The organism is Lacticaseibacillus yichunensis, from assembly GCF_003946405.1.
GTDB lineage: Bacteria > Bacillota > Bacilli > Lactobacillales > Lactobacillaceae > Lacticaseibacillus > Lacticaseibacillus yichunensis.
Window position 1 is genome coordinate 64,380 of record NZ_RHOG01000007.1, and the last position, 18,476, is coordinate 82,855.

Below are 18,476 nucleotides of genomic sequence, written 5' to 3' on the forward strand. Positions count from 1 at the left end.
CGGATGTTGATTTTTACGAACAGAATCGCAACACTCGTGGACCCTGAGTCCGGTTGAGGGGAAATAAGGCCTTGGTGCGATCTCAGAGATTATGGTTTTAGATTTTATGCGTGGAAATCACGCAATTTGCAATCTCAGAGATCGCACGCCCCTCGAGGACAAATAGCGAGGCGGTTTGCGAGTCATGTCTCTGCCAAGACGTGACGACATGAATCGATGTGCGCCCCCCCCGAGATATTTGGCGTCAAGCTCATGATATTCCAGACGAGACAATGGCAAAACTGGCTAGTCAGATATGCTGCATCATTGTATTTTTACTAGCATGATCATCGCCAGCCCACCGAATATCCGCTTTGGCGCACAAATCGTAAAGGAAATTTAGGCCATATACATTCAAATCGGGTCGAATTCATGGTATGGTTATTAAAGCTAATTTTGTGCGAAAAGTGGGTGGGGTTTATATGAAGATCGCAGTCGTCACTGATAGTACCGCGTATCTATCGCCGGCGCAGGTGAAAGACAACAACATCAAGATCGTCCCGATTCCTGTTATTTTGGACGGCAGTGTTTATGACGAAGGCAAGGATATCACCACCGCGGAATATTATGACAAGCTCCGTTCGGCCAAGACTTTTCCGAGCACGTCACAGCCGCCGTTGGGTGAGGTGCTGAAGTTGTATCAAGACCTCGCCAATGAAGGCTACGATACGATCATCAGCATTCATCTTGCCAGCACCATTTCCGGGTTTGTGCAGACACTTCAAGGCGCGGCTGGCGAGGTGGAAGGCGCGCGCGTGATCGTGTATGACAGTCAGATCACGGTTATTTTGATGGGCGAGCTGGTCTTGACGGCCGCCCGGTTGGCGCGTGAAGGCGTCGATCCGGATGAAATTGTGCGCCAGCTCGATGCCCTGCGCGCGACGATGAACGAATATTTCATCGTGAACGACCTGCAGAACCTGGTTCGAGGCGGGCGCTTGTCGAATGCCGCGGGTTTTATCGGCGGGATGCTGAAGATCAAGCCGCTACTCACGTTTGACGATGACTCCCACAAGATCGTGGCGTTTGAGAAAATTCGCTCGCTGAAAAAGGCATATGCGCGGGTCGAAGACTTGTTTGCGGAGACCCTTTCGCAAGTCGATTATCCGATCAAGGCGTGGGTCATCCATGCCAATGACCCGGAGGAAGCGGCAACTTGGCGCGATGAGCTGGCGGCGAAGTTCCCAGAAGTCAGCTTCGAGATCTCCTATTTCGGTCCTGTGATCGGGACCCATCTCGGGGAAAAAGCGATCGCGCTGGCTTGGATTCGCGATCTTCAGAAGTAAGCAGCCCCTCGCCATTATAATAGAAGAAACACATTCGGCGGCCGCCGCGATTCCACGTGAATCGCAGCGGCCGCTTTTTCCGTCGCACGGGTGAACTATTGACTGGAAAGTGGCAGGCGGCAGCCGTGGGAGGCTGAATGTTGCCGTTAACTGGGACTATTTTTCCCAGTGCTTTTAGTGGAAGCGTTTGTTATCATTGAATAAGATGTCATTTCTGAGGAGGCAGAAAATGTTCTTACAAGCAAGCAAGGCAACGGGGCGCATTCTTTCCAGCCGCAGTGTTTATGCCGGCGATATTTTTCAGATTTTCCAGCAGACGATCGACACGCCGGATGGACTGCGGGTGGAGCGGGACTTGATCAAGCATGCGCCGGCTGTGGCGATGCTGGCGCTGACGGCGGATGATCGGGTGCTGATCAATCGCGAGTACCGCGTCGCGATCAATGCGGAGGCGTTTGCGCTGCCGGCGGGGCTGATGGATCCTGGGGAGGACCCTGAAACGGCCGCTAAGCGCGAGTTGCACGAGGAGACTGGGTTTGCACCGCTTGATGTGCAGGAGATGTGCGCGGTGCGGTCGAGTGAGGGCATGACGGATGAGGTCGTGCATCTGATGCTGTGCCATGTGGATCCGGATCAAGGCGGTAAGCAGGATTTTGATCAGGACGAATTTGTGACGAGTCAGTTCGTGCCGCTTGCCGATGTGATCGATGCGGTGAAGTCCGGGTTGATCGCCTCCGCCCAATCCGTTTCCGCGCTTTCATATTATTTGGCGTTTATTCGCAATGCCAAGTAAAATAGAAGCATCTTGTTATTCGAAGGAGTCTCCGCATGGAAAATATTCGCCTGATTGCCAGTGATATGGATCATACGCTTCTCACCGAGGCGGGCCAGTTGCCACCACATTTTGGCCGCACGCTCGACGCGCTTGAAGCGGCCGGTATTCAGTTTGCCGCCGCCAGTGGTCGTCCGCTGTACACGCTGCAAGATGTGTTCGGCGAGCGCAGCGACCAGCTCGCCTTGATCTGCGACAACGGCGGCGTCGTCAGCTACCGCGGGACAATCATTCATAAACAATTAATGGCAGTCCATGATTATCAGCGCATCGCTCGGTTCGTTCAGGCGCACACGGATGGGCTGCCGCTGATCTGCGGCATCGAGCACGCGGTGGGTGCGCGCAAAGATCAGCCGCTTGATGCGGTGTACCGTGAATTTTACCATCAATTGATTTTTGTCGATGATCTGCCGGCCTGGTCGGGCGAGGCGGATAAGGTGACGATCTATCTGCCGCACAACAATGCGCAGAAGGTCTTTGATGAGGCAATCGCCCCCGAATTTGGGGCCGACTTCACGTGCGCGGTGGCTGGACCGGTGTGGATCGATATCACGCCCAAGCACATCAACAAGGCGAAGGGCATGTCGCTGGTCGGCCGCAAAATGGGCATTTCAAGCGAGCAGATGATGGCGTTCGGGGATAATTTCAACGATAAAGAAATGTTGGCCTATGTCGCGCACAGTTATTTGGTCGCGAATCATAATCCCAGCATGACCGGCGCGGCGAAATATCAGGCGCCGAGCAATGAGGAATACGGCGTTCAGCAGGTGATCGCCAAGGTCCTCGCAACGCGCAATCATTAGGAAATTGGTAAAGTTGTCTCCAGCGCGAACACATGTCATCGGCGGTGAGCCCCGGCCTGCCGCTGTTTTTGTAGTCTGTTTGTCATATGAACGACCTTGCATTGTTCGTTTTTGCAAGATACACTGGTTGTAAGAAAACATTGGGGCTGATCGAATGCAAGAACCGAAATGGCGGACCAGCATCCGCGACGCGAGGAATTATCTCAAGGCGCACCGGTTGAAGCGGCGGGTGCGGTACAGTTTATGGGTGATCTTGGCGGCCGTTCTCGTGGCTGGCGGGTTTGTGGTGGCCAAAACAATGGTGTCCGCGCAACCACAGTCAAGTACCCCGGCCGCAGCCGAAAAATCATCCAGTTCATCAAAAGCCGTTGCGGCGAAGGCAAAACAGGCTGCCGCAGCCAGCAGCGCGGCAGCAGCCAAGGCCAGCAGTGCCAAAGCCAGCAGCATCGCCGCCAGCAAGAAAGCCGCCGCGCCAAAGATCGATTGGCAAAAGCCGTCCGAGGCGAAGGCCTATCCGGATCTGAACAAAGTCGGCGCGATCGTTTTGGATGTCAGTCTTGCCAAACAGCGCGTCTACGTGAAGTCCGGCAATCGGGTGCTTTACACCATGTATGCCTCCACGGGAATGGATGACAGCACCCCGCATGGCGACTTCACCATCTCATCGCGCGGCAAATCGTTTTACAATCCAAATGAAAAAATGGGCGCGAATTATTGGACCAATTTCTTGGATAATCTTTATCTTTTCCACAGCGTCCCGACAGATGAAAATCAGGAATACATCCTCAGCGAGACCAAGGACCTGGGCATCAAGCCGAGCTCACATGGCTGCGTTCGGCTGAGTGTCCCAGATGCCAAATGGATCAACGAACACGTCCCAGATGGCACCAAGGTCCATATCGCCTGACCAACGATCGACAGATGTTCAGTGATAAACAGTTGTTCATTTTCCCGCGTGATTCGGTGCGCGGGATTTTTTGTGTCTGCCGGCCAAAATGAACGCCTGCAAAGAATTGAACATCTGTCTATTTCCAGCCAAAATGGTAGCGTTTACTTTTCGGAGGGGTATACTGGATTTGTACAAGATCAACAATGACTGGGGGAAATCACCATGAAGAAGTATGGGAAATGGCTTTTGGCACTGGCGGCGGCGCTGGTGCTCGGTATTGCGATCGGGTTTGCGGGTGGGCGCGCGATCAATTTTGCAGGTCCAAAGCAGTCCGCCTCTGCGTATCAGGTCGTGGTCGGACCCACAACGAAGAAAACAGTGACCTACTCAGAGGGGTCGTCGAGTTATTCGTTCCCGAATCCTAAGGGCAAGCTTGTTCAGATCGTGTATCACAAGGATGCCTATCAGCTGGTGACGCTGGACGATGCGAAGTAAGGCGACGCGCGGCTTGGAGGCGGCTACAATGACACACAGATCGAACCATCTCGTTCTTTTCACCGTCTTGGCCCTGCTGATTGGACTGATCGTCGGCGTTGCTGGCGGCCATTATCTGCTTCCGGCGGTCACCATACAGGATAGCGGTGATTATCAGGTCGTCGTGCCACCAACCCGAGACGCGACCCTGAAATACTCTGATGAAACTGGCAAGTATTCCTTTAAGAATCCGGGCGGGAATTTGTCGATCATTGTCAAAAATGGGGACACGTATGGGCTGTATGTCTTGCAGAGTCCGGCAGATAAGTAAATTTCAGACACGGCGCTTTTCGCACAAGAAAGGCGTCTTTTTTTTATTTCCTGTCAGATATTCCGGCCCGCATGCGTATTATTAGGAGTAGGGATAAGAAAGTTGGTGAGGAACATGAGCGATGATGAGGCGCTGGTCGCTAAATTGCGCGCGCAAGATGACAGCGCACTGGATGACTTGATCGACCAGTACGGAGACTTCATCCGAATGGTGATCCTGCATCACCTGACTTCGGATTATCAGCGTGGTTTTTCCCGCGATATCGAAAATCGGGTCTATTACCAAGTTTGGTCGAAGGGCGCCACGTTCGATCCAGCCAAGGGTAGCTTCAAGAATTGGTTGTCGGCGGTGATCAAACACTGTGCGATCGATTACCAGCGGGGGCTGGCAGGCACGCTGGCAACTATGAACCTGGATGAAGCCGTCGTGGAACAGGCGCCGCCCGATGATCCGATCGATTATGCCTGGCTGTTTGCCCCGCTCAGTGACGTGGAGCGGCAGGTGTTCCAGTTGTATTTTCAAAAGGATCACACGCCAGAGGAAATTGCACGCCAGCTTCACATGAGGCGCGGCGCTGTGTACCAGCATCTCTCGCGTGGCAAGAAGAAAATTCGGGAGGGGACGCACGATGTCTACTTTAGCTAATCCATTCACACGCGTTATCGCTGACCTAAACGGGGTCCCGGCGCGGCCGCTCACGGAGGAACCGATGACGGAACTCGACCGGATTCGCAAACGCAAAGAGGCCAAACTCTACATCACGATGCAGCAGGTCATGGCCCAGGTGACGCGCTTGCTGGCGCCCGGTGAGCAGCTCATCAACCTGATGGCGATGACCAACGAGCAAAATAGCGGTATGGCCACGGATGGAATCATGGGTATGTACGCGCCAAAGTCGCAGCGCGCCAAGGCTTACATCAAGGAGCAGGCCAGCCTGCGCGGCAACCGCCTGATGGCTTTCACGGATCGGCGCATTATTTTCTTTATCGTCATCGAATTTTTGGATGACTCGACTGCTTATTTTTCATATGAGTATTCCGATATCAAGGCCATCGCGCTTCGCGAAAAACATTTGAACGTGCCCAGCGACGGCACCCGGGGATTTATCCACCGGAAAACGGTCTCGTGGTATTTCCTGGACTTTCAAACGGCGGATGGGCATATTTTCTCCGAGAGTCTGACTGAGGCCAACGGGACGTTGTTCAAGCAAAATCTTCTGACGATTCCCGGCATGGTTGACATCGAGGTCTCGCGGCGCATCACTCGCCGCAATAAGTTCGACTTTGTGATGTCAAACGTCAGCCTCGGCTGGAAATTGTTGCTGGGCTTGCTGGCAGTGGTATTTCTTCCAGTGTTGTATGAATTGGTGAAACTGTTGATCCATGCGCTGATCGGCTGAGTGCGGGGCATCGGTAGCGGTGTCGGGCTTGCTGGAGTCAGAACCGCGCTTTGTTTAAGGCATTGTCCTCCCCGGGGCAATCTAGTGGCTGGATCGTCATGGCCCTGGCCTCCCCAGTGCAAAATAGAGGCAGGACGTCCCAGCTGCGATCGGCTGGGACGTCTTTTTGGTTAAAATTGCGCAATGGTGGGCATTTGCCCATCGCCGTCTGGTGCGGGACTTGTTATACTGAAGCCAAAGCGGCATTATGCGCGCCACACACGAGGAGGAGACATACATGAAAAAGGGGATCGCAGCAGGGGTGCTGCTGGTCACGCTGAGCTTATTGGGTGCGTGCACTCAGCAGCCGGCCAGTGACACAAGCAGCAAGGTCAGCAGTTCAAAAGTCAGTTCCAGTAAGAAAAAACCGGCAGCTTCCAGCGAAACGGCGGATTCTTCGTCCGAGTCTTCGACGGCGGCGTCCCAGCTCACCGCAGGCCAATTTTCCTATGCCGTGACGAAAACCGCGCAGGCCAGCGATGGCCCACAGTTCAAAACGTTGGCGCTGCAGCAGGATGGCCAGACCGTGACAAGTCTCAAGCCGGCCGGGGCGGCGTTGGACCTTTCGCTTGACCTCGAGCTGACCCAGGCAATGTTCAGTGAAGGCCACCAAAAGCTGGCGGTGACGATCACCGGGCTGGATGCCAAGGGGCAGGCGATCGCTGATGCCACACTGGCGACGAACACATTGAGCATCGAGGATGAGGATCGCGGCGATTACAAGCTTCAGCTGCCGGTCAAGCTGCAGACAGAGGCGCTCGCCAAAGCCGGCGTGAGCGGCCTTTCGATCGAGCTCACGCTGCTGGTCGAATCGATGAAGGATGGCAAGGACCTCAAGCATCCATTGGCCGTGATCAAGGTGCCGCTGGCGGCGGAGAATTAACGACGCGCATTTAATACAACCCCAAAAACGTAGGCGAGATCCCGATCTTGCTTGCGTTTTTTTGTCGACAAAAATCAACTATTTAGTTTTACAAACTAGTGAGACGGTGCTAAACTACGGGTAGTTAGTAAAACTATCTAGGGAGGGCCTCGATGAAACAGACGCAACTATTAAAGGGTGTACTCGACGGCTGCGTGCTCGCGATCTTGGCGCGGCATGAAAGCTATGGCTATGAGCTGATGCAGGCGCTACACGAGTATGGCTTCACCTCAATCGTTGGCGGCACGCTCTATCCACTTTTGGCGAAGCTGGAAAAACAGGGTGATGTGACCAGCACGATCAAGCCGTCCCCAGATGGGCCTGATCGCAACTATCTCACATTGACGGCGCACGGCCGGGAAAGTCTCGCCGAGTTCCAGGCGCAATGGTACCAGATTCAATCGCAAGTCTCACATGTGATGGGGGGAGAAAAATGATGACGCATAATGCGCAGTGGTACCGCGACGCGATGAACGAATTGGAGAAGCAACTCACCGAGGCTGACCGCAGCTGGTTCAGTGAGTTGCGCGAATATACGACGCTTGGGGCATTCATGCGCGATGAGACGGCTGTGACCCGCCAGCAACATGCCATGATGCTGGATCTGGTGGCGGCGGAGCGCGATGGCGGCGATGCTGAGAGCTTTTTTGGAAAAAATCCGAAAGAAATGGCCGACGACTTACTCAAGGAACTGCCACCTGCAAGTGCGCGCGACAAGGGGCAATTGCTGGGGCTGATTGTGGGCATCAGCTGGCTGGTCATGCTGATCAGCGGTGGCATGACGAACGGCGCGATGTCGATCAATATTCTGACCTATTTCGCGGTGCCGGTGCTCAACGCTGTGATGATTTTTGGAATCCTGGCACTGATGCGCGCGCAGATCTATTCGGCGGTCCGCCTGATCAAGTCCCGCATTGCAGGCTTTTTCGTGATCTGGGCCGTGATGTTCCTGTATGTTGGCGCCAACCTTGCCACGGTGCTCCTGATGCCAGCCGTCCTTGTTATTGCCATTCCATTTGGCTGGGACGTTGCCTTGGTGGGGATTGCGACGGCCTTTGCCTGCGCGCTGATTTTGCGCTTGCGCGATCGCCTGTTCACACCAATGGCCTTCATGGCGCTCGTGATCGGGGTGATCACCATCTTGCGCCTGCTGTGGCAGCAGCTGCTTTTCGTCTCAAAACAGGGCTTCACGGCCGTCATCCTCGGTGTTTTGGCCGTCGCGCTCATTATTTACACCATTTGGTCGCGGCAAGCCGCAAAACACGTGGAAAGATAAGCGCGATCAAACGATACTCGCGCATGGAGGACTCCGCAAAAATGACATTAGAAGACGATTGGCGTGCGGAAAGCCGGCACGCCATGCACGGCTGGGACTTCAGCCATCTGAACGGCCGCTGGCAAACAGACCCGCTGCCTTGGCAGTATGAAGCCCTGGTTCGCAGCAACATGCACTCAACTGACCAGTGGCTCGATATCGACACAGGCGGCGGCGAGCTGATGCAAGGCTTTCGCCATGATCCGGCGCTGACCGCTGTGACTGAGGGCTGGGACCCAAATATTGAGCTGCTTCGCCAGACAATCGTGCCCACAGGCGTCACACTGTACGCCGATTCGGATGAGACGCTGGCAGCCGTGCCAACTGAGGCGTTTGATCTTGTCACAGACAGTCACGGCGCGCTGCCGGTGACGAACATCGCGCGCGTGATGCGAGCTGGGGCGCTGTTTGTCACGCAGCAAGTCGGCGGCGACAATAATTACGGCCTGTCGCGATTTTTCGACGAGGAATATGTGCCGGCGTATCCGCAAAATATGTTGCTGCAGGTAGCCGCAGAATTCCAGGCAGCCGGCTTGCAGATTCTCGAAGCCAACAGCGCGATGGCAAAAATGACGTTTGCGGATGTCGGCGCCATTGTGTATTACGCGACCATGATTCCGTGGGAGTTTCCGCAGTTTGATATTGAACGTGCCATGCCAAAGTTACATCAGTTGCAAGACTTGCTTGAAGCCGGCATGCCGCTTCAGACATTTGAATCCAGATTTATGATCATCGCAACGAAACCAGCTTAAGGGTCAAACAGGTAGCTGGGGGAGCAGTGAAAAATCGGTGGCGCTTGCCGCCTTTTTATTAGTTCACATAATATATATTATGCGAAGAATTGTAAAAGACGAAACAGGGCGGGCCTGTTTCTCCATTGACCGCAAAAACGCGGTCTGCGCACGTACTGGTTCGCAGCGCAAATGCGGATCCGCGTCTTTTGTTGTCAGCTGCTTGTCGCCAGCTCGCAAAAATAATTCGCGGCGCGCACAGTTCTGTTCTGATTGATCTTTGCAATACGTGCAGACACGCTGCTTCATCAAATTGAATCGCACTCGGATGTCTTGGTAAAAATTGACACAGCAAGCAGATCTTGTTTTGCCGATTTTTTTGCGTTCACCCAGATCCTTGTCTGTTTTGGTCAGTCCGTCAGATTGCTCTGGTTTGCTGGCAATGACCAACTATCCATCAAATCAAACGAACGCGACGTCTGAGCGCGAATCTCAGGATACCGATTTCTAAATACTTGTTTCTTTTGGCGCGCTGCGCATCGACATCTGCGATTGCTACCAGTTTGAGCAGCCAATTGCGCCTCGATTGACGATCATCAATCGATTACAAAATAGCCGCCAGCTTCAGTATTTCAGAGCCAGATCTGTGACCCGGAATTGAGACGCGATTTAGCCAAAGAATGACGTCAATAAATGGGTCCAAACTTGCTGATGATCTGGCTGGCATTTTGCATCGATCACAATGACGTGTCTGGCGAAAACTCGATTCAAACAAGATCAAACGTTAAGGCTGGATGTTTGATGGGACCAATGTAGCGTGACCTCCGCGATTTTTATAATTATAGATTGCGTACAACTTAGAGCCGCGTACAAAGATTGCTTACCTAGATTCAATTTGAGCCTGCCATTGTTGCAGCTCCAAAATTGATAACTTCTGCCAGCGTCATCCGCGGTGAAAATTATCTCAGTATGAGCAAGCAAGCTCAGAGCCCGCCGCCAAAGCCAACACCCACCGCCCACGATCACAAGAAACGGGTCGTATCCCCCTACCCCGCCTCCCTATTTTCAGAAAAGAAAAAGCACTGGCTTCAGTCACCCAGCTCCGAAAATTCGGAACCGCGAAACCAAAACCAGTGCCTCACGATGAAAATTAGCCTTCGTACACAGCCTGAAGTGGCGGTACGACTTGCTTCTTGCGGGAAACGACACCAGGCAATGCCAAGCGACCGTTTTCGTCAAACTTGCCATTGAAGGCCTTTTCGAGCTCTTCTTTGCCCGAGCCAACCACAAAGCCGGTCGAATCGGAGTCCAAGATGTTGGTGGCGATCAGCAGGAAGCTGTCGTAGCCGTTCTTGCTGAGCTCGTCCGTCATGGTCTGCTCGATCGCAGCCTGGCGAGCGTAGACTTCATTGAGGTCCACCACATTGACCTGGCCGATGCGAATCGTCTTGCCGCCCATGGTGAAGGACTTGGCATCGCCTTCCACAATGGTCAGATCCGACTTTGCGGCGAGATTGGTGCCCGCCTTGAGCATAGCCAAACCGTATTCCTCAAGGTCGATGCCGGCAATTTTCGCCAATTCAGGCAGCACGCGGCGCTCCAGATCGGTCGTGGTCGGGCTCTTCAACAGCAAGGTGTCGGAGATGATTCCGCTGGCCATCAAGCCTGCCAGTTGCGCCGGAATGGTGAATTCATTTTCTTCGAACAGCTCGAAGATGATCGAGTTGGTGCTGCCAACTGGTTCGCCGCGGTAGTACAGCGGATAAGTCGTGTGGAAGTTGGCGAGCCGGTGATGATCGACCACGGCGCGGATGCGAACGTCTTCGATATCAGACACAGACTGCGGGAACTCGTTGTGATCCACCAGCATCACGTCGTTCGGCGCGGCCTTTTCGATCACACGTGGGGCTTGCGCCTTAAAATAGTTCAGCGCGAATTTGGTCTCATCGTTCGGTTCGCCAAGCGCGACCGCCTCAACGTCGGTGTTGCCCAGTTGACGCTGATACTCCGCAAAACTGAGTGCGGATGTCAGGGCGTCGGTATCCGGATTTTGATGACCAAAGATCAAAGTTGTCATGTCTTATTTTCCCCCTATAAAAAGGCCCGCCATCAACACGGCGGACCCGTTTTGGTTACTCGTTAAGTTTAACACGGTTTTCGGCTACTCGCGACAAGTAATCTTCCTCTTCCAGATAGGCGTCAAACGCTTCCAGGAATTGGGCGACGCGCGGAATCTGATCCTTGCCCTTGCGATACACGAAAGCGAGCTCGAACTGAATCGCAGGCTCAAACGCGACCGCATACGCGTGGATCTGTTCCTGATGGGCCTGGTAAAAACTGTTTGGCAACGCTGAATTGACGCCGGTGCGATTGAGGAACTGCGTCAGCTGGAACGGCGTGGTGAACTCGGCGACGGAATGCGGCGCATCCACCAGCTGGTTCTTGTAGGCTTCCTTCAAAATGTGGCTGAGGAAGTAACTCGACGGATAGGTCACCCAGGGGCTAGCGATCGTATCGCGGAAATGCACGCGCTTGCGGGTCGCGAGCTTGTCGCTGTGATGCAAAAACAGCAGCTGTTCGTCGATGATCTTGCGCGATTCATACGGCTTCCAGTTCTTGATCGTGTCATCCGGCAAGTACATGATCGCCAGGTCGATTTCGTTGTTTTCAAGATGCTCCCAGATCTCGTGGCGCGTCATGTTGAGGAACGTGACCTTGACCTCGGGATTATGTAGATAATATTCGGAAATAAAATGTGTGAAAGCCGAGTCTTCAACAGACGCCAGCAACCCGATCTTGATCACCCCAGTATTGGCGTTGGTGGTCTGCTGAATCTCATCCGTCGCGTCATTGAGCACATCATAGATCTGATGCGTCGCGCTGAGCATCGTGCGCCCCGCATCGGACAGATGCAGCTTCTTGCCGACCGAATAAAACAGCGGTGCGCCAACGGTCCGCTCGAGCTTCTTGATTTGCTGCGTCAACGCCGGCTGGGTGATGCCGAGGAGCTGCGCCGCCTGCGTGTAATTCATCGTCTCCGCCAACTGGAGAAAATATGTCAGCGTTTTGGACGAAAAAATACTTTCCTGTTTATTTTTCATGGGAGCCGAGCTCCTCCTTTTTTTCGTAATTCTCTCTTCTAATAATAAGTTATGGCGAAAAAAGAAGCAACCAGAAAATGGCTGCTTCTTATCATCAAGCTAAGCTTAAAATGTCGCTTACGGACGCGGCCGCCATGTCTTCCAATCGTTGTAATCGGAGGTGTGAAGCAGGTTCTCCGCGTTTTTCACACGGGCTGCTGTCGGTGGTTCGATGCCCTCAAGTGGGTACGTGATTCCAAGTTCATGGTATTTCTTGACGCCGAGTGTGTGGTAAGGCAAAACCTCGACTTTTTGAACATTATTTAGCGTTTTAATATACTCGCCGAGCTCAGCCAAATAATGATCGTCATCGGTCCGCTGCGGCACCAGCACGTGGCGGATCCACATATCGCAATTATTCGCCGACATATACTGGATCATGTCGAGAATATTTTCATTCCCAAACCCGGTCAGCTTCTTATGTTCAGCGGAATTGATGTGCTTGATGTCAACCAGGGAAACATCCGTGACCTTCATCAACTGCTCGAACTTCGAGAACCATGGCTCGTCGCGGGTAAACGGCTGGCCTGACGTATCCAGGCAGGTGGAAATGCCGCGTGCCTTGGCCTTCGTAAACAGATCCAGCAAGAAGTCCAGCTGCACCAAGGACTCCCCGCCGCTGCACGTCATGCCACCTTGCTCGCCCCAAAATGCCTTGTAGCGAATGGCATCATCGAGGATCTGATCAGCGGTCATTTCATCGCCCACCCCAATGTTCCAGGTGTCAGGGTTGTGGCAATACTGACAGCGCATCCGGCATCCCTGCAGGAAAACGACAAAGCGGATACCAGGGCCGTCAACGGAACCGAAGCTTTCGACAGAATGCACGTAGCCTTTAATTGGTCCATCATCGATGACACCCACCGCGTCTAACACATTGAGAGGTGATTCGGTACTGTCGTATAGTTTCATCTTGTTGTTCCTCCTATCAAAACGCTTTCTGCCCAAAATCGATGATACGCTTTGCGCGCAGGCGCGCCAAGGGGTGATCACCCACTTTGGGCAAAAAGGGAGCCTAAGCTCCCTTTTCGCGTGATGCTTGTTTGAGGTCAGAGTGCGTCGTTGAGCTCGCGCCCAGCTTCGCATCCTTACATAGTTGAGCTACGCCGCGCAGACTGGGTTTCGCTAGCTACGGTTCGTACTCGGGGCGAAGACCACCCCAAGCACGAACCTAGGCTACCGAACCCAGCCTGAACGCGCGGCTCCGCATCCTGCAGCCTACATTTCTTCGAAGAATGTCCGGCTGATAACGTCGTCCTGTTGTTCCTTGGTCAGGTCTGCGAAGTAGACGCAGTAGCCTGATACGCGGACCGTCAGGGTTGGGTATTCTTCTGGGTGCTTCTGAGCATCGATCAAGGTCTCCTTGTTGAAGACGTTGATGTTCAGGTGCATGCCGTTGTTTTCCATGTAGCCGTCGATCATGTTAACGAGGGTGTCCTTGCGGGTCTCGTCGTCGTGGCCGAGGGTGTTTGGCGTTACGCCGAACGTGTTGGAAATACCATCCGTTGCGTAGTGATATGGAATCTTCGCAGTGGACATCAGGGATGCAAGCGCACCGTTCTTTTCAGCACCGTAAGCTGGGTTTGCACCAGGTGAGAATGGATCGCCCTTTTGACGGCCGTTCGGGGTGGTACCAGTGTTCTTCCCATAAACAACGTTAGAAGTAATGGTCAAAACAGAGGTCGACAGCTTGGCGTTGTGATAAAGGTGATGGGTGTTCATCATTTCGTAGAAGTGCTTGACCAGCCACTTGGCAATGTCGTCTGCACGATCATCGTTGTTGCCGTAGCGTGGGTAGTCGTTGTCTTCTGCCTTGAAGTCGACCGCAACACCCTTTTCATCGCGAATTGGGTGAACCTTGCCGTACTTGATCGCGGAGATCGAGTCAACGGCATGGGAGAACCCGGAAATACCAGTCGCGAAGGTGTAATCGAGGCGGGTGTTCTTAAGGGCAAGCTGAGCGGATTCGTAGTAGTACTTGTCGTGCATGTACTGAATCGCGTTCAAAGCGTTGACGTAAACATCAGCCAACCATGCGAGTTGAACATCGAACTTCTTCATGAACTCGTTGTAGTCGATGACATCGGAGTCGATCGGTTCTGTTTCAGGACCAACCTGCTTTTCAGCGATCTCATCAACACCACCGTTGATCGCGTAAAGAATGGCCTTCGCCAAGTTTGCGCGGGCGCCGAAGAACTGAACGCCGTCTTGAATTGGCTGAGCGGAGACACAGCATGCGATGCCATAGTAATCCGTGCCCCATTCGGTCCGCATCAAGGAGTCGTTTTCGTACTGGATGGTGGAAGACTTGATGGAAACTTCCGTTGCATAGCGCTTGAAGCCCTTTGGCAGAAGGTCGTCCCAGAGCAAGGTGATGTTTGGCTCAGGAGCTGCGCCCATGTTGTCGAGCGTCTTCAGGAAGCGGAAGGCAGTCTTTGTGATGTGATGACGGCCATCATAGCCAACACCGCCCAAGGACAGCGTTGCCCAGATCGGATCGCCGGAGAACAGGTCATTGTACTCTTCCGTCCGGATGAAGCGAACCATACGAAGCTTCATTACCAGATGGTCGATCAATTCCTGAGCTTGGCTTTCGTTGATCAGGCCGCGCTTCATGTCGCGCTGAATGAAGGCATCGATCGTGGTATCGATACGGCCAACAGACATCGCAGCACCGTTTTGCGTCTTCACAGCAGCCAGGTAGCCGAAGTAGATCCACTGAACAGCTTCCTGCGCGTTGGTCGCAGGCTTGGAGATGTCGTAGCCGTAGCTTGCGGCCATCTTCTTGATGTCGTTCAGGGCACGATACTGATCGGAAACCTGTTCGCGAAGGCGAATCACATCGTCGGTCATTTCGCCGTCGCCGATGTGGGCAAAATCGTTTGCCTTAGAAGCCATCAATGCGTCGATCCCATAGATCGCGATCCGTGGGAAGTCAGCAACGATACGGCCACGGGCATAAGCATCTGGCAAACCAGTGACGATCTTGTAGTGACGCGCCGCACGCATATCTGGGGTGTAAACATCGAAGACACCCTGGTTATGGGTCTTGTGATAAGCGGTGAAGATCTTGTGCATTTCTGGATCTGGCTTGAACCCATAAGACTCAAGGGCATCTTCAGCCATGCGGATCCCGCCAAATGGCATGAACGCACGCTTGAATGGCTTGTCGGTCTGGATCCCTACGATCTTTTCAAGGTCCTTGTTCAAATAGCCAGGGCCGTGGCTGGTGATCGTTGCCACAACGTTTGTGTCAGCATCGAGTACCCCGCCATTTTCGCGTTCCTGCTTCTTCAGGTTGAGGACCTGGTTGTTCAGGATGGTCGTGGCTTCAGTCGGGCCAGCGAGAAATGTCTCGTCGCCGTCGTATTGGGTCAGGTTCTGCTGGATAAAGTCGCGGACATTGATCTCGTCCTGCCAAGCGCCACCGTTAAAACCTTCCCAGTAGTTTTTAGCATCAGTTTTGTCTAACTGCTTCATCTGGATAGCCTCCTAAAAAGTGTATTTCCTTATCACAGATTTTACAGTCTTAGTATAACACATCACATAGGCTGTGCAAGCCTTTTCTTTCCTACTTTTTTGGGATAATTCGCGCCAAATAAAGGGTTTTAGACGACAACCTCGCTAGACATTTCACAAACTTATTTTCGCGAAACCGTTTGCACGAATCGCGTCGTTATGCGGTTTTGCCACAGAGGTATGATACAGTTTCACAGGTACAGCTATCATACAGTTTCTTCACAAAGACACGCAAAAACGCACCCCGAATCGCTTCGAGATGCGCCTGCAAGATTAGAAAAATTTTAGATTCTTTTTGGCAGATCAGCCCGCATCCGGCGTTGCCAAGATCTGAATTGGCGCCACCTTGATCGGCGTCCCCTGGGTATCCGTGTCGATCACAAACGAGCCATTGGAATAGCGGTCGCCATCCGGATAGTTGTTTGGATCCACGATGAGCTTTTGGTCCTTATCCGTCAGCACATCCAGCTGGGTATTCGCATCGACCTTCAGCATGGCCACGATGCGGTGCGGACTATTTTTCAGCTCATGAAGGACCATCAGGCCGCGGCGTGCGCGGGTCAAAAGGCCGATCTCCTTGAGCTTCATCTTCTTGAACGCCCCGCGTTGGGTCAAAATGCCCACCTCAGTCTGGTCCGGATCGTCGGCCAAAATGAAGCTGACGATCTTCGCGCCATCCTTCAGCGCCATCGACTTCACGCCAGCTGCCCGAGCGCCCACGACCGACACCTCACTGAGGGCAAAATGGTCGGCATAGGCATGATCTGTGACGATGAAGACGGATTTTTCCGCGCCTGGCGTCACCATATAGGCATTGGTCACGATCGCGTCCTTTGACTTCAGGTGCATCCCCACCATCGCCCGACTGCGGTAGGTGCGGCCCGGCTGTAGTTCGCTCAGCGCCGTTTGCTTGATGTAGCCGTCCGACGAACCGAGGACAAAGTTGACTTGGGCATCCAGCGCATCGAGGCCGAACACCGCGATGACTTCCTCGTTTTGATCGATGCCGACCGTCTGGGATAAATGCTCCCCGGCATCCTTCCAGCGCGCGTCTGCGATCTCATGTACCGGCCGGTAGATCACATTACCGGCGGAGGTGAAAATATACAGATGCTGGAGCGTGCCCATTTCCTGAACGTACAGCGGAAAATCGTTCTCCTTCAGTCCGTTATCGTTCGCGTCGACCGCCTGGAATGAGCGAAGGCTCGAGCGCTTCATGTAGCCATCGCGGGAGACCATCACCATCACGCGCTCATCAGCCACGGTGACCGTGGTGTCGATTTCAAGCGCCTGGATCTGCGCCTCGATCGTCGACAGCCGGTCCGTCCCGTATGTTTTGGCGATGGCCGCAAGCTCCGTTTCGATGACCTGGTCGCGGACCTTGTCGTTGGTCAAGATCGCGTTGTAATGCGCAATGTCCTTGGCCAGTTGCGCGGCCTCGGCTTCCAGCGCCGTGATGTCGGTGTTGGTCAAGCGATACAGCTGCAGGGACACAATGGCTTCCGCCTGTTCCACGGAAAATTGATACGCCTTGACCAAATTGGCCTTGGCATCCGCTTTATCCTTGCTGGCCCGGATCGTCTTGATGACTTGATCGAGAATCGAGATCATCTTGATCAGGCCTTCGACAATGTGCTGGCGCGCCTGCGCCTTTTTCAGGTCAAATTGGGTGCGCCGGGTGATGACCTCGCGCCGGTGCTTGAGATACGCCTCCAGCATCGGCCGCAGCCCCAGCTGTTTTGGCTTTTGATCCGCGATGGCGACCATGTTGAAACTGTACGTGATCTGCAAGTCCGTGTTTTTGAACAAGTAGGTCAAAATGCCATCCGCGTTGGCCTCTTTTTTCAGCTCAATGACGACGGACAAGCCAAAGCGGTCGGATTCATCCCGCACCTCGGCGATGCCGTCAACTTTTTTCGCCAGGCGCAACTCGTCGATCTTCTTGACCAACATGGCCTTGTTCACTTCATATGGGAGCTCCGTGACGACGATCTGCTGCTTGCCCCCACGCATGTCCTCAATCTTGGTGCGCGCTCGGACCACGATCTTGCCGCGGCCGGTCTGGTAGGCGTCGCGAATCCCGCTGAGGCCTTGAATGATGCCGCCGGTGGGAAAATCGGGGCCCTGCACGAACTGCATTAGCTGCTCAAGCGTCGCGTCGTCGTGCTTCATCAAAAACAGCAGGGCGTTGATCACCTCGCGCAGGTTATGCGGCGGAATGTCCGTCGCGTACCCCGCCGAGATGCCCGTCGCGCCATTCACCAATAAGTTGGGAAAAGCGGCCGGCAACACCGTCGGCTCCTGGGTGGTGTCATCGAAGTTGAGCACCATGTCGACGGTGTCCTTGTCGATGTCCTTGAGCAATTCGCCCGAGATCTTCGACAAGCGCGCTTCCGTGTACCGCATCGCGGCAGGCGGATCGCCATCCATGGAGCCATTGTTCCCGTGCATTTCGATCAAGGGCGCCCGCAGCTTCCAGTCCTGCGATAGGCGCACCATCGCCTCATAGATCGAGCTATCGCCATGCGGGTGAAAATTACCCATGACGTTGCCGACAGATTTCGCGGATTTGCGAAACCCCTTGTCGTAGGTGTTGCCATCCAGGTCCATCGCGTACAAAATTCGGCGCTGAACGGGTTTCAAGCCGTCTCGCACATCCGGTAGCGCGCGCTCTTGAATGATGTATTTGGAATAGCGCCCGAAGCGCTCGCCCATGACATCCTCAAGCGTCATTTCCTGAATCTGATTAGCCATTTG

At 53.8% G+C, this 18,476-nt stretch carries 17 protein-coding genes; 12 read left to right on the forward strand and 5 right to left on the reverse strand.

The genetic code is table 11. The annotated features are described in order from the left end of the window. The first annotated feature begins 461 nt into the window (after positions 1-461). The 12 genes from EKM95_RS03680 to EKM95_RS03735 all read left to right on the forward strand — a co-directional run bounded on the left by EKM95_RS03680 (position 462) and on the right by EKM95_RS03735 (position 9,081). Positions 462-1,325: a DegV family protein gene (locus EKM95_RS03680; RefSeq protein ID WP_125696489.1), complete on the forward strand. Its 864-nt coding sequence runs from the start codon at positions 462-464 to the stop codon at positions 1,323-1,325. Between the two features lie 229 nt (positions 1,326-1,554). After that, positions 1,555-2,118 (forward strand): NUDIX hydrolase, encoded by a 564-nt coding sequence (locus EKM95_RS03685; RefSeq protein ID WP_125696490.1) that lies wholly within the window; start codon positions 1,555-1,557, stop codon positions 2,116-2,118. A gap of 35 nt (positions 2,119-2,153) precedes the next feature. Beyond that, complete coding sequence (locus EKM95_RS03690) at positions 2,154-2,960, forward strand: HAD family hydrolase (protein ID WP_125696491.1); 807 nt, start codon at positions 2,154-2,156, stop codon at positions 2,958-2,960. A gap of 154 nt (positions 2,961-3,114) precedes the next feature. Further along, the gene (locus EKM95_RS03695; protein ID WP_125696492.1) at positions 3,115-3,867 is read left to right on the forward strand and encodes a L,D-transpeptidase; all 753 of its coding nucleotides are present in this window, start codon (positions 3,115-3,117) and stop codon (positions 3,865-3,867) included. 204 nt (positions 3,868-4,071) lie between these two features. Next, positions 4,072-4,344 carry a hypothetical protein gene (locus tag EKM95_RS03700; protein WP_125696493.1) on the forward strand — a complete coding sequence of 91 codons (273 nt, stop codon included), beginning with the start codon at positions 4,072-4,074 and terminating at the stop codon, positions 4,342-4,344. 28 nt (positions 4,345-4,372) lie between these two features. After that, complete coding sequence (locus EKM95_RS03705; RefSeq protein WP_125696494.1) at positions 4,373-4,654, forward strand: hypothetical protein; 282 nt, start codon at positions 4,373-4,375, stop codon at positions 4,652-4,654. Between the two features lie 114 nt (positions 4,655-4,768). Then, a complete protein-coding gene (locus EKM95_RS03710) occupies positions 4,769-5,299 on the forward strand; it encodes an RNA polymerase sigma factor (protein WP_125696495.1) in 531 nt (176 codons plus the stop codon). Then, positions 5,283-6,053 (forward strand): hypothetical protein, encoded by a 771-nt coding sequence (locus tag EKM95_RS03715; RefSeq protein WP_125696496.1) that lies wholly within the window; start codon positions 5,283-5,285, stop codon positions 6,051-6,053. The genes EKM95_RS03710 and EKM95_RS03715 overlap by 17 nt, the downstream gene beginning before the upstream one ends. A 277-nt stretch (positions 6,054-6,330) precedes the next feature. Continuing rightward, positions 6,331-6,975, forward strand: a complete 645-nt coding sequence (locus tag EKM95_RS03720) for a hypothetical protein (RefSeq protein WP_125696497.1) — start codon at positions 6,331-6,333, stop codon at positions 6,973-6,975. 152 nt (positions 6,976-7,127) lie between these two features. Then, complete coding sequence (locus EKM95_RS03725; RefSeq protein ID WP_125696498.1) at positions 7,128-7,451, forward strand: PadR family transcriptional regulator; 324 nt, start codon at positions 7,128-7,130, stop codon at positions 7,449-7,451. Further along, positions 7,448-8,290 (forward strand): hypothetical protein, encoded by an 843-nt coding sequence (locus EKM95_RS03730; RefSeq protein ID WP_125696499.1) that lies wholly within the window; start codon positions 7,448-7,450, stop codon positions 8,288-8,290. The genes EKM95_RS03725 and EKM95_RS03730 overlap by 4 nt, the downstream gene beginning before the upstream one ends. Positions 8,291-8,331: 41 nt before the next feature. Further along, positions 8,332-9,081, forward strand: a complete 750-nt coding sequence (locus EKM95_RS03735) for an SAM-dependent methyltransferase (RefSeq protein ID WP_164510076.1) — start codon at positions 8,332-8,334, stop codon at positions 9,079-9,081. Positions 9,082-10,210: 1,129 nt separating this feature from the next. Here the strand turns inward: EKM95_RS03735 and EKM95_RS03740 are convergent. The 5 genes from EKM95_RS03740 to parC form a co-directional block, all read right to left on the reverse strand. Next, positions 10,211-11,137, reverse strand: a complete 927-nt coding sequence (locus EKM95_RS03740; RefSeq protein ID WP_125696500.1) for a manganese-dependent inorganic pyrophosphatase — start codon at positions 11,135-11,137, stop codon at positions 10,211-10,213. Between the two features lie 55 nt (positions 11,138-11,192). Beyond that, the gene (locus tag EKM95_RS03745; RefSeq protein ID WP_125696501.1) at positions 11,193-12,161 is read right to left on the reverse strand and encodes a LysR family transcriptional regulator; all 969 of its coding nucleotides are present in this window, start codon (positions 12,159-12,161) and stop codon (positions 11,193-11,195) included. Positions 12,162-12,278: 117 nt separating this feature from the next. Continuing rightward, positions 12,279-13,112: a pyruvate formate-lyase-activating protein gene (gene pflA, locus EKM95_RS03750; protein WP_125696502.1), complete on the reverse strand. Its 834-nt coding sequence runs from the start codon at positions 13,110-13,112 to the stop codon at positions 12,279-12,281. Between the two features lie 306 nt (positions 13,113-13,418). Next, the gene (gene pflB, locus EKM95_RS03755; RefSeq protein ID WP_125696503.1) at positions 13,419-15,680 is read right to left on the reverse strand and encodes a formate C-acetyltransferase; all 2,262 of its coding nucleotides are present in this window, start codon (positions 15,678-15,680) and stop codon (positions 13,419-13,421) included. A gap of 342 nt (positions 15,681-16,022) precedes the next feature. Then, on the reverse strand, positions 16,023-18,473 hold the full coding sequence (parC, locus tag EKM95_RS03760) for a DNA topoisomerase IV subunit A (RefSeq protein WP_125696504.1): 2,451 nt from the start codon (positions 18,471-18,473) through the stop codon (positions 16,023-16,025). Positions 18,474-18,476 lie beyond the last annotated feature (3 nt).